This window comes from Chromobacterium sp. Rain0013 (genome assembly GCF_015291765.1).
In the GTDB taxonomy this organism is placed as follows: domain Bacteria; phylum Pseudomonadota; class Gammaproteobacteria; order Burkholderiales; family Chromobacteriaceae; genus Chromobacterium; species Chromobacterium haemolyticum.
This window is the reverse complement of record NZ_CP031514.1, coordinates 2081000-2096896: the sequence shown is the minus strand read 5'-3', so window position 1 is coordinate 2096896 and position 15897 is coordinate 2081000. Positions and strand designations below refer to the sequence as shown.

Below are 15897 nucleotides of genomic sequence, written 5' to 3'. Positions count from 1 at the left end.
GGAACCTTATTTTTCCACCTCGAAAGCCTCCCCTGTCGCAAAAAAAGCGCCGCCGGCAATATAGTGCAAGCTGCGCTTGGCGTCGTCGTCGAAGCGCCAATGGCCATCGGCGAACACCTCCGCGTCCGCCTCCGCCGCCACCACTTCTCCGATGAACAGATCATAGCGGGACTGATTTTCCGGTTCGCTGATTACTCTGCACTCCAGATAGGCGATGCAGCCATCCACGCGCGGCGCGCCCACCCGCAGCGAAGGAAGCCGGCTCAGGCCGCTGTGCGCAAACTTGTCCACCCGCCTGCCGTCGGCGCCGCCGGCGCGCAGCACCTCCGCGGCCTGAGCGCGGCAAGGCACGTTGAGCACAAACTCGCCCGAAGCCTCGATCAGCTCCCGAGAGTAGGTTGCCTTGTCGATGACGACCGCCACCTTGGGCGGATCAAAATCCAGCGGCATGGCCCAGGCCGCCGCCATCACATTGCTGCGCTCCCCGGCCGCGCAGGACACCAAGACAGTGGGACCATGGTTCAATAAACGATAGGATTTCGCCAGATCGACTGCGAGCAAACGAGACATGGGCATACTCGAGAAAACATGAAGCGGCTATTCTAGCCGAAGGTGCCGTTAGCCATCCGACGCGGATAAAAAAAGCCCGGCGCTCGCCGGGCGTACAGATTGCTAATTTCAACAAAGGAGAAGTCATCGAGATGACTATCCAGATATAGGACGCTTTATATTGCGTTGCAAGAATCCCGCAAATCCTTCTAAAACAGGAACATCGGCCCGCTGCCTAGCGGATTGCTCCTTCCTTCCAGGCCGATATACACGTTGCGGCCGTAAAAGAAGGGCAAGCCCCAGTCAAAGTAGCTGCCAAGAAAACCGCTGGCCGGCATGCCTACCGCCGGCAGAGCGGAATAACCTTGTGACAACAGCGTTCCTGCATTGCCCAGATTGAAGGCCACCGCGCTGCTGTTGCCGCCGCCGCTCAAGCTGGCGTTGAGGTTCAAGATGCCGCCGGGGCAGAACCAGGTACCGCTCCCCACCACGCAGGTGGCGATCGTGGCATCGGGGAAAAACAGCCCATTGGAGCCGCTATCCAGAAAGCTGCTGTAGCTGAGCGATTTATAGCTGGTCGTGATCGCGTCCACGCCATTGCCGTCCAGCGTGGTGGGGAAGGCCTTGGCCGACCCCAAAGCGTTGTTGCTCTGGGTTCCCACGCCGAAATACAGCGTCCCGGTGGCGCTGGGGGCGCCGCTGATCGCCACCGCCGGCAATTGCAGCATCACTCCGTTATTGTCGCTGGCGAAACCAGCCACGGGATGGGATACCTGTAAAGCGGCCGCCGCCTGGGCCGGCTGACAAGTCAAGGCAGTGGGGCAGGCGTAGTAATAGCCGTTATTGCTACTGCTAGCGCAGTTGCTGCCGCAATCCTGCTGCCTCAGGCCGACGCCGAGAATACCGTTGGCTCCCAACGCCGACAGGCTGCCCAAATTGTTCCCCACCCCGCTGCAGGCGCCGGGGATGGAACCATAGGCCGGATCGCCGATGATCTGGACAGGCAAGGAAGGGGCCGTCTTGCCCCCCATTTTAACGTCGGCGTAGCGGACGCTGCCCCAGGTGAAACCGCTAGCGAATTGCATGCACTCCGCCAATTGCCGGCTATTCGTCGTTACCCCGGGCAGGCTGCCCAATGTCGATCCGCTCATTGCGCTGGCCAACAAACGCAAACCGCTGGAGCCGGTATCCACCAACACCCGGCTAATCGTCTGGCATTGACCGCCACCAGGGGCGCACACCGTCACCGAGACATAAGGGATATTGATCTGATAGACATTGGGCACCGGGCCGCTGTCTATCGTCATCGTCACCGAATTGGCCGTTGACCCGCCATTGTCCGGCGGCGCGATGCCGCCGACCCCGCCGCCGCCCCCACCTCCGCACGCCGTCAACAGCAGCGCACACATCATCCCCAGCCACAAGATAGCCTGTTTCATCTCGCCCCCGCCCCAATTACTTGAGTTGATCGATGTCGAGTCCCGCCGGCACCAGCGCGGGGACATAAGCCAGACCAAAGAAAGCGCGAGCGCGCCCGCCGGAGATCACCGTCAGCCCCGCCTTTCGCCCCTCCAAGCGATTAAGCCCCGCCCGATTGGACTGTTGAGAGGAAACATAACTGGAAAAGTAGTCGCCAAGCAGCTGCCTCATGTCCGGCAGCGACGCGCCCTGCCACGTCACCGCGAACACCACGCCGTCCGCCTGCCGAACGAACTCGCGGATGAGGCGGCCGGCCTCGTCCCGGCTCTGCGCCACGGAATAGAGCGCCGACGACCCAGCCTTCAAGGCTAGCGCTTGCGGAGCGGCAGCCGCGCGCCCCGCCGGCAAGGGTTGCCCCAAAGTGGCCAAGGCGGGGCCGGAGAACAGGCTAAGGCCAAGCAACAAGGCGGGCCCCGCCATGAAAGACGTCTGCATGAATACCCCCCATCAAATGGAAACTACAGCCGCCCCCGGATGCTTTGTCCGGGACTTCAGAATATGCGCAGCGTCAACGCCGCCATCAAAATATAGCACCTGAGCATGAAAGAGCAGCCCGATCGAGCTGCGGAGAGGAGTCGCCGAGAATAAAAAAGGGGGGGCGAAAGCCCCCAGCGTCCTCAAAATTCAACCAGCTGCCCGCCAGTCAAATCCTGGATTTCTCAATCAATACGCCAGCGAATCGTCATGCCGGGTCGTCACCAGCTTGCCCGCGCCCAAGGACAGCATCAGCAAGGCGACGCGTTCGTGAACGATCACCGTGTGGGTATTGCCGGAAAACTGCATGTAACGGCGCAAGTCCTCACGCACTTTGCGCGAGCCGGTCACGTCGATGATGATGTCGATGCTGCTGCCCTGCTCTGCCAACTCGATGAAATTATCCGTGACGGAAATGCCGCGTTGCTGGGCCAGCAGAATGCCCGGCGAATCCAGGTTCAAGTCCGCCACGCCCACCATTACGACAAACGGCGCGTCCAACAACTGCCGCAACAGCGGCGTTCCGGTTTCACCCGCGCCTATCATGCCAACTTTGATCTGTTCCATGCGGCCACCCAAATATGACTATCAAATAAACACCGCACTGTAACAGCTTTCGCCCCGGTCGCTATTTGAGCCAAATCAAGCGGAGCAGCGGGGGGCGCCACAATGCAACAGGCCCGGACATCGCCGGGCCTGCTAGCATGACGCTTCGGATGAACTCAATGCAGATTCTGCTGCGACAGGAAACGTAAATAGCCAATGCCTTCCAGCCAAAAGCCGCCATCGGCCAGCGGCGTCGCCTCCTCTAGATCCGCCACGGTCAACACCAACTCCTGGCCATCCAGATTGGCTTCCAGCACCACATCGTCGTCATCGGAAAACTCTTCGGAAGCCGTGTGGAAATCCGGTTTCACGAACTGATTGTTAACCTGAATATAGTCGGACTCATTCAGCAGACGCAGGATGTTCATGGCGACCTCCTAATGATGCGGTGAGAGACAAGGTCCAACAAGACAGCAAACGCGGCACCGGTTCCAGACGCCGCGAGCGCTGCCCGCAACGTCTCAACGCCTACAGCCAGCCGCGTTCGGCAAAGGATTCCGCCCGCGCGCCGGTCACGACGAAGTGATCCAGCAACCTTATATCGACCAACTGCAGCGCAGCTTTTAATGTATTGGTTAGAGAATGATCGGCGGCGGATGGTTCGCATACGCCGGATGGATGGTTATGGGCAATGATCACCCCCGCCGCGTTATTGGCCAGGGCCCGCCGCACCAGTTCGCGCGGATAGACCCTGGTTTCGGTCAGGGTGCCTCGAAACAACTCTTCTACCGCTATCACACGATTCTGCACAGTCAGGAATACGGCGACGAACACCTCCACGTCCTTGCCCGCAATCGCCAGCCTCAGGAAGTCGCGCACCTGTCGCGGGTTGCGCAAGGCGTCCGTCAGGCTCATGTCCTCGGCCAAAGCCCGCTGCGCCAACTCCTTGCAAGCCATCAACTGCGCGTACTTGGCGGCGCCCAAACCCCGGTGAGCTCGAAACTCGTCAAAACTGGCGTTGAGCAAGCCGGACAGCGAGCCAAAGTCCAGCATCAACTGTCTGGCCATCTCCACCGCGCTCAGGCCCCGCATGCCGGTACGCAAAAAGATGGCGAGCAATTCCGAGTCCGACAGCGCGGCCGCCCCCTGGGCCAACAGCTTTTCACGGGGACGCTCGGCCTCCGGCCAATGGGCGATAGACATCTGCACGCTCCTCCTCTGGCTATAGCACTGTTTTCGGGGTCAGACCAAACGCGATGAAGCATGGCCTACCATATCATCGAAGCCACATGCCGGCCAGCGCGCCCAGTCCGTGGAAATCCGCTAAAATTGGACATTTACCGCCTGTTGCGACAAGCCCATGACAAGCAAGAAAATTCTGCTAGGCATTACCGGCGGCGTCGCCGCCTACAAGGCGGCGGAGTTGACCCGCCTTCTCGTCAAAGCCGGCCACAGCGTGGAAGTGGTGATGACGGCGTCGGCCACGCGCTTCGTGACCCCGGCCACATTCCAGGCCTTGTCCGGCCACGCGGTGTACACCGACCTGTGGGACGAACGGCCCAGCAACGCAATGGCCCATATCGATCTATCGCGCCGCGCCGATGTTTTCCTGATTGCGCCGGCCACCGCCAACACCTTGTTCAAGCTGGCCCATGGCGCCTGCGACGACCTGCTGTCCACGCTGGCCGCCGCCCGCGCTTGTCCGCTGATCGTGGCGCCGGCGATGAACCGGCAAATGTGGGACAATCCGCCCAATCAGCGCAATATGGCGCAGTTGCGCGCCGACGGCGTCGCTGTCTTCGGACCAGCCAACGGCGCCCAGGCCTGCGGCGAAACCGGCGAAGGCCGCATGCTGGAGCCGGAAGAGATCGCGGAATTGCTGGAAGGGTTTTTCTGCGCCAAGGTGCTGGCCGGGAAGAAGGTTCTGCTCACCGCCGGCCCCAGTTACGAGGCCATAGACACGGTGCGCGGCATCACCAACATCAGCTCTGGCAAGATGGGCTACGCGCTGGCGCGCGCCTGCCGCGACGCCGGCGCCGAAGTCACCCTGATCTCCGGTCCCACCGGCATGGAGGCCCCGCTGGGCATGCGTCGCGTCGATGCGGCCAGCGCCCGGCAAATGCACGATGCGGTGATGGCCGAAGTGGGTCAAAGCGATATTTTCATTTCCGTGGCGGCGGTGGCCGATTACCGGGTCAAGAACCCGTCGGTCCACAAGATCAAGAAAGGCGCCACGCCGCCCACCCTGGAGCTGGAGGAAAACCCGGACATTCTCGCCACCGTCGCTTCCCTGCCCGCCGCCCCGTTCTGCGTTGGCTTCGCGGCGGAAAGCCAGAACCTGCTGGAGTTCGCCGAAGCCAAGCGCCAGCGCAAGAAACTGCCGCTGCTGGTGGCCAACTTGGCGCAGCAAGCCATGGGCGCCGACGACAATCAGGTGGTGCTGCTGGACCGGGACGGCCCTCACTCCCTGCCCAGCATGCCCAAGCCGGACGTGGCCAGGGCCATTGTCGAACACCTGGCCAAGCTGTTGCCGCAAAACCGATAAGCAATCGACACCACGGCTGCCTCGCGCAGCCGACACGAAAGGACTCTCATGAAAAAACCCGTCATCGACGTCAAGATTTTGGACCCGCGTCTGAAACAAAACCTGCCCAACTACGCGACGCCGGGTTCGGCCGGGCTCGACCTGCGCGCAGCCATCGAGCAGGACATCACCATCGCTCCGGGCGAAACCCAGTTGATCCCCACCGGCATGGCCATCCATATCGCCAACCCCAACCTGGCCGCCATGCTGCTCCCGCGCTCCGGCCTTGGCCACAAACACGGCATCGTGTTGGGCAACCTAGTGGGGCTGATCGATTCCGACTACCAAGGACAATTGTTCGTGTCGGTGTGGAACCGCGGCCATGAACCGTTCCGGCTGACGCCTCTGGAACGCATTGCGCAGATGATCATCGTGCCCATCGTTCAGGTGGGTTTCAATATCGTCGACGACTTCGAAAGCTCGGAGCGCGGCGACGGCGGCTTCGGCAGCACCGGACGCAACTGAGGCCGGCCGCCTCGCGATTGCCTATACTCACACAGAACGGGAGCGATCCCGCGCGGCCGCGGCGGCCGCACACGCGGCTCCCGTCGGCTCCTGGAGCTTGCCGGGTAGGCCACGCCGTCCCCAACCCTCGCAAAGAAGGATGCGCCGGCATGAAGCAAAGCCCTCACGAGGACGACAGCAAGCGGATTCTCGACAATCTTGTCGAACTCACCTCCCAACGCGAGCAGGACCTGCTGGAAAGCAGCCTGGCCTCCACGCTGGTCGAGGTGATGCGCGTGGACAAGGTGGAGTTGTTCGCCTGTCGTTGGGTCAACGGCGTACCCTACACCCGCCGGAGACTGAGCGCCGCCTCCGCCGACGGCAAAACTCAGATTACGGAAACCTCCAGCGACAGCTGGCTGCCGCCGCCGATCTTCCTCTACGACCTGCTTAACGCGCTGGACAGGGACGACGGCATTTTCCGCATTCCCCACGGTCTATGCCTGCCCTTGCGCTGCATGGGCAGCATCGTCTCCCTGCTGGTCATTCACGTGACCTCCGAACAGAAAGTCAACAAGGCCATGCTGAAGGCCATGGCCAGGATTCACGAGAACTTCCTGCGCCTGCTGTTCGAGGCGGACCGGGACATGCTCACCGCGCTGAACAATCGCCGCAAATTCGATTTGCGCCTGTTCAACCTGATGGCGGCTCAGTTGCAATCTCCAAGCGAAAATCATTCCTGCACCCTGGCGCTGCTGGACGTGGATCATTTCAAAAGGGTCAACGACCAGTTCGGCCACATGGTGGGCGACGAGGTGCTGCTCTTGCTAGCGCAGCTGATGCAGCAGTCGTTTCGCGAAGACGACAGCCTATTCCGCTACGGCGGCGAGGAGTTCGCCATCATCTTCCAAGGATTGCCTCCGGCCGAAGCGGCGGTGGCGCTGGAACGCTTCCGTCAGCGCGTCGAACAATACGCCTTCCCCCAAGTGGGGCGCCTGACCGTCAGCCTCGGCTTCACCCGCATCCTGCCGCAGCTGTTGCCGGGGCAACTGGTGGAGCAGGCGGACCGGGCCTTGTATTACGCCAAAACCCATGGCCGCAATCTGGTGTGCAGTTACGAAGAACTGGTGGCAGGCGGCCAGCTCGACAGCGCGCAGCGTTTCGGCGAAATCGACTTGTTCTAAACCAAGCCGCCCCGCTTCCAATCCCTATCTTCCAGGCGTAAAAAAACCGGCTCCAAGGAGCCGGTTTTCAATTGACGCGATCCGCAGGCCGCTTACGACAGCAGATGGTTGCTCAGCTCGCGCATGCCGGCCGACAACATGGCCAAATCCAGCACGCTGAACGACTGCAGTTCCGCGAACATCTGCGCGCAAACCTCCACCTGCTGGTGGCGCTTCTCCATCCACTGTTGCGCAAAGGTCTCCACGCCGGCGGCGTCCTGCAGCGCCTGCCCCACCAGATTGCGATGCACGCGGTACAGATCGTCGCGCAGCGCGGAGCGCGCCAGCGACTGCCAGCGGTTGTCGCGCGGCAGGCTGGTGATCGCATCGCGCAGCCAATCCAACTGCATCGCGTGACCCAACTGGTAGTAGTTCTTGGCCAAAAGCTCCAGCGGCAGTTTGCTGCCTTCGCTGATTTCGATGATATCCATCAGCGGCACGGCAAACTCCAGTCGCGCCAATACTTGCGCCAGCGGCTGCGGCATGCCCGGCTGGCTTAGACGCTCTTCCAGCGCCGCCACCGCCGGATAGCCGCCGGAAGCGATCAACTGAGGCAGCTGCGCCAACAGGGCCTGCACCTTGGCGGCGTACTGTTCGATCACCGCGTTCACCGAGGCGAACGGACGCTTATTACGCAGCACCCAGCGCGTCACGCGCTCCACCAGCGTGCGCACCAGCACCATCATCTCCACCTGACGATCCGCCGGCACCTTGTTGTCCAAAGCTTCGATCTCGCTCCACAGGCGCTCGGCGTCGAACACGCGGCTGGCAATCCACCAGGCGCGGGCGATGTCGCCGGCGGAGAACGGAGACTCTTCCTGCATGCGGAACACAAAAGTGGTGCCCATGCGGTTGATGATCTGGTTGGCCAACTGGTTGGCGATGATCTCGCGCTTCAGCTGATGCTGCTGCATCTGCGCGCCAAAACGCTGCTGCAGCGGTTTCGGGAAGTAATGGGTCAGAATGGACAGGAAGTCCGCGTCGTCCGGCACATCGGTGGCCAAGATCGCCTGATCCAGTGAAATCTTGCTGTAGGACAACAGCACCGCGATTTCCGGCACCGTCAGACCCTGACGGGCCAAACGTCGCTCATTGATCTGGGTTTCAGACGGCAGGTACTCGATCTCGCGGTTCAGCTCGCCGGTTTTTTCCATGTGCGCGATCATGCGCGCATGGGTGGTCAGCATCGCGGCAGCCTCCTGGCGCTTGATCGCCAGAATCTGGGTCTGCTGGATATTGTTGCGCAACACCAGCTGCGCTACCTCGTCGGTCATTTCCGCCAGCAGCTGATTGCGCTGCTTCAAGGTCATATCCCCGGCCTGCATTACGCCGCCCAGCAGAATCTTGATGTTGACCTCGTGGTCGGAGCAATCCACGCCGGCGGAGTTATCGATGGCATCGGTGGCAATGCGCCCGCCGTTCAGCGCGAACTCGACGCGCCCCAGCTGAGTGCACGTCAGGTTGCCGCCTTCGGCCACCACCCGGGCTTGCAAATCGCGCCCGTCCACGCGCACCGGATCATTGGCGCGATCGCGCGCGTCGGCGTGGCTTTGACTGGACGCCTTGACGTAGGTGCCGATGCCACCGTTGTACAGCAGATCGATCTTGGCCTTGAGGATCTCGTGGATCAGCTCGTTCGGCGCCATGCTGTCCTTGTCCGTTTCCAGCCAGGCCTTCACTTCAGGCGACAAGGGGATGGACTTGGCGGAGCGCTCGAAGATGCCCCCGCCCTTGGAGATCAGCTCACGGTTGTAATCGGTCCAGCTGGAACGCGGCAATTTGAACAAGCGCGCGCGCTCGGCGTAGCTCTTGGCCGCATCCGGCGTCGGGTCCAGGAAGATGTGCAGGTGGTTGAACGCCGCTTTCAGGCAGATGTGCTCGGACAACAGCATGCCGTTGCCAAACACGTCGCCGGCCATGTCGCCGATGCCGATCACGCTGAAGTCCTGCTCCTGGGTGTTGATGCCCAGGTGGCGGAAATGGCGCTTGACCGATTCCCAGGCGCCGCGGGCGGTAATGCCCATGCCCTTGTGGTCGTAGCCAGCGGAACCACCGGAAGCGAAGGCGTCGCCCAGCCAGAAGCCATAATCGGCGGAAATGCCGTTGGCGATGTCGGAGAACGTAGCCGTGCCCTTGTCGGCCGCCACGACCAGGTACGGATCGTCCGGATCCAGACGGCGCACATCCGCCGGAGGCACGATCTGGCCATTCACCAGATTGTCGGTGACGTCCAGCAGCGCGGAAATGAAGATCTTGTAGCAGGCGACGCCTTCGGCCAGGAAGGCTTCGCGGTCGCTAGGCGCCGGCAATTGCTTGCCGACGAAGCCGCCCTTGGAGCCCATTGGCACAATCACCGAGTTCTTCACCATCTGCGCCTTCACCAGGCCCAGCACCTCGGTGCGGAAGTCTTCCATGCGATCAGACCAGCGCAAACCGCCGCGCGCAACTTTGGAGCCGCGCAAATGCACGCCCTCCACGCGTGGGCTGTACACCCAGATTTCGAACATCGGGCGCGGTTGCGGCAGGAAGGGAATCAGATTGGACTCAAGCTTGAACGAGATGTAGGACTTGAACTCGCCGTCAGCGCCCTTCTGCCAGAAGTTGGTCCGGCGGGTGGCCAGGATCACGGACAGGAAACCGTTCAGGATGCGGTCTTCATCCAGGTTGGCCACGCCGTCCAGTTGCTCGCGCAGCTTGGCCAGCAAGGCATCGGCGCGCGCGTCGTCTGCATGCGTCGGATCCAGACGCACGGCGAACAACTCGACCAGCAGACGGGTGATAGCCGGATAATTAGCCACGCACTGCTCAATGTAAGCCTGGCTGAAGGTCAAACCACCCTGACGCAGGTACTTGGCCAAGGCCCGCACCAGCGAAATTTCACGCCAGTCCAACCCGGCCACCAGCGCCAAACGGTTGAAGCCGTCGTTCTCGCAACGCTTGGCGAATACCTGGGTCAACAGCTCCTGGAAGTCCAACTGCACTTCTTCGCTTGCAATCTGCTCTTCCGCAGACCCCACATCCAGACCGAAATCGCTGATCCACACCTGACGGCCATCGGCGCGCTGCACGCAATACGGATGCTCGTCGCGGACCTTAACGCCCATATTCTCCAAAATCGGCAGACTGGCCGACAGGCCCAGCGCCTCGCCTTCACGGAACAGCTTCAGATTGAACGCCGAAGCGCCGCGATGGAATGGCCGGTACAGCTTCATCGCCAACGGGGAATCGGCGTTGACCGATTCGATATGCTGGATGTCCAGCACCGCGTTGCGCACCGCGAACTCTTCGCGATAAGCCACCGGGAACGCGCCCTTGTAGCGGTTGAACAAGGCGTTGCCCAGTTCCTCGCCGTGGGTCTCCACCAGCAGTTGATGCAGTTCCTCCACCCAGCCGCGCACCAAACGGGCGATTTCAGCCTCGATGTCGGCCTCGTGGAATTCCGGCAACTTGGCGGCGTTGGTACGGATGATGTAATGCACGCGAGCCAGCGAGCCGTCGCTGATCTGTACGCTGAACTCGGCGCTGGTACCGTTGAAAGCGTTCATCAACACTTTTTCGATCTTCAGGCGCACTTCGGTGTTGAAGCTGTCGCGCGGCACGTACACCAGGCAACTGACATAGCGATGGTAGCGATCCTTGCGCACGAACAGACGCACGCGCGGACGCTCCTGCAGGCTGACGATGCCCTCGGAGATCGGCCCAAGCACTTCGGCTGGAATTTCGAACAGCTCGTCGCGCGGATAAGCCTCCAGCACAAAGTTCAAGGTCTTGGACTTATAGCTGTCGTCCACGTAGTCGCAATTGCGGATCACTGTCGCCACTTTCTGGCGCAGGATGGGCACATCCTTGGGCGAGTCCTGATAAGCGCTGGCAGTGTACAGACCCAGGAAACGGCGTTCGCCGATCACTTCGCCCTTGTCGTTGAAACGCTTGATGCCGACAAAGTCGATATAAGCCGGGCGGTGGATGATGGAGCGGGTCTGAGACTTGTTCAGAATGATCAACTGCGGCAGGTGAGCCAGCTCGCGCAGCTCCTGAGGCAGCTGTTCAAAGCTGGCGGAATATTCTTTGTCGCCCTGGTCTTTCAAAATGCCCAGGCCGGACGTTTTCACGATCTTCAGGCTGTCTTTACCGTTGCGGCGCACCAGATCGTAATCGCAGTAACCCATGAACAGGAAGTTGCGCTTGGACATCCAGGCCAGGAAGTCCACCGCTTCCTTGGCTTCCGCCGCGCGCTTGCCTTTGACCAGGGACAGGTCTTTGCTGATATCGGCCAACACTTCGCGCATCGTCGGTTCGTCGCTTACCACCAGGCGGATATCCGAAAGCACGCGATTCAGCTCGGACTCCAGCTGCTTGAGGATGGCCGTGTCGGTCACGCGATCAATCTGCACGTGGATGAAGGATTCCAGCGGCAGGCTGCGGTCCTCGGTGCGTTTAACCTCTTGGATCACACCGTTCTTGTCTCTCCCCACCGACAGAACCGGGTGCACCAGCAAGTGCAGGTTCAGGCTATGGCGCGACAGCAGCATGGTGATGGAGTCGATCAGGAACGGCATATCGTCGTTGACCACTTCAATCACGGTATGGGTGCTTTGCCAACCGTCGCGCTCGAAATCGGGGTTGTAAATACGCGCCTTGTTCTGACCGCTCAAACGCTTGGCGCCAAACGCGTAATGCGCCGACGCGGCGCCGAACAAGTCCAGCGATGAGAACTGCCTAAGATCGGCGTGCTCGGCTTCTTCGAAGTAGATCGGGAAGAAAGGCTCGAGCTGGTGTTTCTCCTTTTCAGAAAGCTTGGTCTCTGCTACGGCCTGAATATCGGCGATCAGGCTCGCGAGTTCGGTCTTATTGGTAAGCGACATGTTGCTTCTCTTGTTGTGTGCACGGAGTGTGTCGAGGCATTGTAGATACCCCCATCATGCCGGGATTTCCTTAATGCGACGTGGACGTACATTTTCATGGAAAAGCTTGCTCGCCCCCGCCTGATGCCGCAAGAATAAATCGTGGCGGACGCCACTTTTAGCCTTATAGCAATGCGACGGCGGCTTACAAATTTCTCTCCCAGGCTCACATTGTACACAAGTCCAAAAAAGAAATATAACTCATTGATTTTTTTGGAATTTCCCATCAGGCAAGAATATCGGTTAAAATACGAACACTTGCTCACACCGATTGCCAGACAATGGCCCCATCTTGCGCACGGCGGATAACCGTTGCAAGCTGCGGCCAACTACTGGCAAAAGTAGAAATAACTACAATGGTTCCGGCTTGGGCGAGACACCGTGAGCAGCCTCGTTCCAAGCGCCGGGTTTACAAGCTTGGGTTTGCGTCCGACCAAACGACGCGAACACCCGATAGAGAAGTAGAAATCCACGCCATGAAAAAAGTCCTGATCGCCTCCGCAGCGGCAGCTCTGCTGTCCGGTTTTTCCGTCCAAGCAGAGACACTGCGTTTTGGGGTTGACCTCAACTACCCGCCGTTCTCCAAACAAGGCGCCGATGGCAAGCCGCAAGGTTTCGACATCGATATGGCCAATGCCCTTTGCGCCGCCATGAAAGTCAGCTGTCAAATCGTTCCGCAAGACTGGGACGGCCTGATCCCCGCCCTCAACGCCAACAAATTCGACGCCATTCTGTCCTCGATGCAGATCACCGAGGAGCGCAAGAAAGCCGTCGACTTCAGCCGCAAGTACTACAACATCGCCAGCCGCATCGTGGCCAAGTCCGGCACCGCCGTCGATCAAAACAGCTTCAAGGGCAAGAAGATCGGCGTGTTGCGCGCGTCCACCCAAGAGAAGTTCGCCAAGGACTACTGGGGTAAATCCGGCGCCACCATCGTACCGTACGCCAAGTCGCCCGAATCTTTCCTGGACCTGAAGTCCGGCCGCGTTGACGCTGTATTCGTCGACGGCGCCGTAGGCGACCAGGAGTTTCTGAAAACCGCCAACGGCAAGGGCTACGCCTTTGTCGGCCCGAACTACGCCGACGTCAAATACTTCGGTCTGGGCGCGGGCATCGCCGTCAAGAAAGGCAACAAAGCGCTGGCCGATCGCCTGAACAAAGCGATAGACCAGGTACGCAAGGACGGCAGCTACAAGAAAGTCCAAGACAAGTACTTCAGCTTCGACGTCTACGGCGGCTAATCCCCTCAGCTATCGCACCCGTCCCGGCCGAGCGCCCCAAGGCGCTGGGCGGCTTGCTGCCGCCCGCTCCACGCTCAAGCCGGGACTTTTTTGTTCGGCCCCACTTCGGTAGGCCGAGCAAGGACCGGCCTTGCGCGCAAGGCTGATGAATGAGGCAGTAACACCATGTTTTTGCAAGGTTACCTTCCCAGCATATTGCAAGGAGCGGTGCTCACATTGCAGCTGGCCGGCTCAGCACTGCTCGTATCCATCGTGCTGGGCCTGATTGGCGCGTTGTTCAAGTCCGCCCATTCCAAACTACTGGTCTGGCTGGCGGAGCTCTATTCCACCGTGGTCCGGGGCGTACCCGACCTTGTCTGGATGTTTCTGCTGTTCTTCGGCGTCCAGATGATGATCAATGATTTTTGCGGCCGCATGGGCTGGGAAAGCCCTAACATTGATCCCTTCGTCGCCGGCGTGCTGACTCTGGGCTTCATCTTCGGCGCCTATATGACAGAAACCTTCCGCGGCGCAATGATGGCGGTGCCCAAAGGTCAAATGGAGGCCGGCATGGCCTACGGCATGACGCCGCTGCGCGTCTTCTTCCGCATTACCGTGCCGCAAATGGTCCGCTTCGCCCTGCCCAGTTTCTCCAATAACTGGCTGGTGCTGGTCAAATCCACCGCTCTGGTTTCGGTCATCGGTCTCAACGACGTGATGTACCGCGCCGATGCGGCCAAATCCACCACTCAGGAACCCTTCACCGTCTATCTGATCGTGGGCCTTCTGTTCCTGGCGATCACCGGCGTTTCCAACCTATTGCTGGGCAAACTGGAAAAACGCTATTCGCTGGGCGTCAAGGAGAGCGGACTGTGATCGATTTCCAACTGATTCTGGATAAACTGCCCGCCTTTTTCGGCGGCGGCGACGGCCACGCCGTCATGAGCACCCGCGACGGCCTGCTGATGACGCTGGAACTGCTGTTCATCTCCCTCGCCTTGGGCATGGCGATGGCCGTGCCGATGGCGCTGATGCAAGTCTCCAAAAACCGGCTGGCATCCGGCGCTGTCCGCGTCTATGGCTACGTTTTCCGCGGCACGCCGCTCTTGGTGCAGCTATTCATCATCTACTACGGCCTGGCCCAATTCGGCTGGGTCCGCGACAGTTGGGCCTGGAACTACCTGCAGGAGGCCTATTTCTGCGCCATCCTCGCCTTCACTCTGAACACCGCGGCCTACACCACGGAAATCATCGCCGGCCAGATCCGAAACACCCACTGGGGCGAGATCGAAGCCGCCCAAGCCATGGGCATGAGCAAATGGCTGATGATGCGCCGCATCGTGCTGCCCTCGGCGCTGCGCCGCGCGCTGCCCGCCTACAGCAACGAAGTCATCATGATGCTGCAAAGCACCGCGATCGCCGGCTTGGTCACGTTGGCGGACATCACCGGCGTAGCCCGCCGCATCTACGCGGACAGCTACATGGCCTTCGAGCCCTTCCTCACCGCAGGCGCCATTTACCTTGCGCTCACCTTCCTGCTGGTCTGGTTGATGAAGCAGGCGGAAAAACGCTGGCTGGCCTATCTGGCGCCACGCAAGCACTAATGCGGATAGCGATACAGGAACATCATCATGCACACACCCACCGATAAGAATCTGAAGCTGCAAGTCAGCGACCTGCATAAGAGCTACGGCTCTCACGAGGTGCTGAAAGGCGTATCGCTGACCGCTCACGCCGGCGACGTCATCAGCATCATCGGCTCCTCCGGCTCAGGCAAGAGCACCTTTCTGCGTTGCATCAATATGCTGGAGCAACCGAACAGCGGCCGCATCCTCGCCGCCGGCGAAGAGCTCAAGCTGGTCTCAGACCGGAAAACCGGCGCGCTCAAGGCCGCCGACGCCCAGCAATTGGCCCGCATCCGCACCAAGTTGGCCATGGTGTTCCAGCACTTCAACCTATGGGCGCACATGACCGTGCTGGAAAACATCGTCGAAGCGCCTATTCACGTATTGGGGCTCAGCCGTGACGAAGCCTGCGCCCGCGCGCGCAAATATCTGGAGAAGGTGGGCCTGCGCGGCGTCGAAGACAAGTACCCGGCCCATATGTCCGGCGGGCAGCAGCAGCGCGTCGCCATCGCCCGCGCGCTGGCGATGGAACCGGAAGTCATGCTGTTCGACGAGCCCACCTCGGCGCTGGACCCGGAACTGGTTGGCGAAGTGCTGCGTGTCATGAAGGACCTGGCCGGCGAAGGCCGCACCATGGTGGTTGTCACCCACGAAATGGGCTTTGCCCGCGAAGTATCCAACCACGTCATTTTCCTGCACCAAGGCAAGATAGAAGAGCAAGGCCACCCCAAGGAAGTGTTGGTCCGCCCGCAGAGCGAACGATTGGTACAATTCCTCTCCGGCAGCCTGAAATAAATCGTACAATAGGAAGATGTCGCACACCATGCCGGCCTCATGCCCGGCATGGTG

The 15897-nt window shown here is 60.6% G+C and carries 14 protein-coding genes; 7 read left to right on the top strand and 7 right to left on the bottom strand.

All coding sequences use genetic code 11. The features are described from left to right. Positions 1–6: 6 nt before the first annotated feature. From DXT74_RS09845 to radC, 6 genes are all read right to left on the bottom strand, one after another. Entirely contained in the window at positions 7–570 is a 564-nt protein-coding gene (locus DXT74_RS09845; RefSeq protein ID WP_043632969.1) for a flavin reductase family protein, read from the bottom strand. Positions 571–758: 188 nt separating this feature from the next. After that, positions 759–1988, bottom strand: a complete 1230-nt coding sequence (locus tag DXT74_RS09840; protein ID WP_194427846.1) for a DUF3443 domain-containing protein — start codon at positions 1986–1988, stop codon at positions 759–761. Between the two features lie 16 nt (positions 1989–2004). Beyond that, positions 2005–2463, bottom strand: a complete 459-nt coding sequence (locus tag DXT74_RS09835) for a DUF2844 domain-containing protein (protein WP_081556263.1) — start codon at positions 2461–2463, stop codon at positions 2005–2007. A gap of 228 nt (positions 2464–2691) precedes the next feature. Next, positions 2692–3069, bottom strand: a complete 378-nt coding sequence (locus DXT74_RS09830) for an oxidoreductase (protein WP_081556262.1) — start codon at positions 3067–3069, stop codon at positions 2692–2694. Positions 3070–3224: 155 nt separating this feature from the next. After that, positions 3225–3476: a hypothetical protein gene (locus DXT74_RS09825; RefSeq protein ID WP_043632961.1), complete on the bottom strand. Its 252-nt coding sequence runs from the start codon at positions 3474–3476 to the stop codon at positions 3225–3227. A gap of 100 nt (positions 3477–3576) precedes the next feature. Continuing rightward, a complete protein-coding gene (gene radC, locus DXT74_RS09820) occupies positions 3577–4251 on the bottom strand; it encodes a DNA repair protein RadC (RefSeq protein ID WP_081556261.1) in 675 nt (224 codons plus the stop codon). A gap of 157 nt (positions 4252–4408) precedes the next feature. Here radC and coaBC point away from each other — a divergent pair, with 157 nt between their 5' ends. The 3 genes from coaBC (at position 4409) to DXT74_RS09805 (ending at position 7260) form a co-directional block, all read left to right on the top strand. Then, positions 4409–5593 (top strand): bifunctional phosphopantothenoylcysteine decarboxylase/phosphopantothenate--cysteine ligase CoaBC, encoded by a 1185-nt coding sequence (coaBC, locus tag DXT74_RS09815; protein WP_194427845.1) that lies wholly within the window; start codon positions 4409–4411, stop codon positions 5591–5593. Positions 5594–5641: 48 nt separating this feature from the next. Then, positions 5642–6097, top strand: coding sequence for a dUTP diphosphatase (dut, locus tag DXT74_RS09810; protein ID WP_019101154.1), 456 nt, complete (start codon positions 5642–5644; stop codon positions 6095–6097). 149 nt (positions 6098–6246) lie between these two features. Continuing rightward, a complete protein-coding gene (locus DXT74_RS09805) occupies positions 6247–7260 on the top strand; it encodes a GGDEF domain-containing protein (RefSeq protein ID WP_052370312.1) in 1014 nt (337 codons plus the stop codon). 92 nt (positions 7261–7352) lie between these two features. On the opposite strand, the gene DXT74_RS09800 is transcribed toward DXT74_RS09805, so the two are convergent. Then, complete coding sequence (locus DXT74_RS09800) at positions 7353–12164, bottom strand: NAD-glutamate dehydrogenase (RefSeq protein WP_043594262.1); 4812 nt, start codon at positions 12162–12164, stop codon at positions 7353–7355. 515 nt (positions 12165–12679) lie between these two features. On the opposite strand from DXT74_RS09800, the gene DXT74_RS09795 reads away from it, so the two are divergent. From DXT74_RS09795 to DXT74_RS09780, 4 genes are all read left to right on the top strand, one after another. Then, positions 12680–13444 (top strand): ABC transporter substrate-binding protein, encoded by a 765-nt coding sequence (locus DXT74_RS09795; protein ID WP_019101151.1) that lies wholly within the window; start codon positions 12680–12682, stop codon positions 13442–13444. 165 nt (positions 13445–13609) lie between these two features. Next, the gene (locus DXT74_RS09790) at positions 13610–14299 is read left to right on the top strand and encodes an ABC transporter permease (protein WP_019101150.1); all 690 of its coding nucleotides are present in this window, start codon (positions 13610–13612) and stop codon (positions 14297–14299) included. Further along, positions 14296–15027: an ABC transporter permease gene (locus tag DXT74_RS09785; protein ID WP_043594264.1), complete on the top strand. Its 732-nt coding sequence runs from the start codon at positions 14296–14298 to the stop codon at positions 15025–15027. Before DXT74_RS09790 ends, DXT74_RS09785 begins: the two co-directional genes overlap by 4 nt. Before the next feature lie 27 nt (positions 15028–15054). Further along, entirely contained in the window at positions 15055–15843 is a 789-nt protein-coding gene (locus DXT74_RS09780) for an ABC transporter ATP-binding protein (protein WP_043594267.1), read from the top strand. Positions 15844–15897 lie beyond the last annotated feature (54 nt).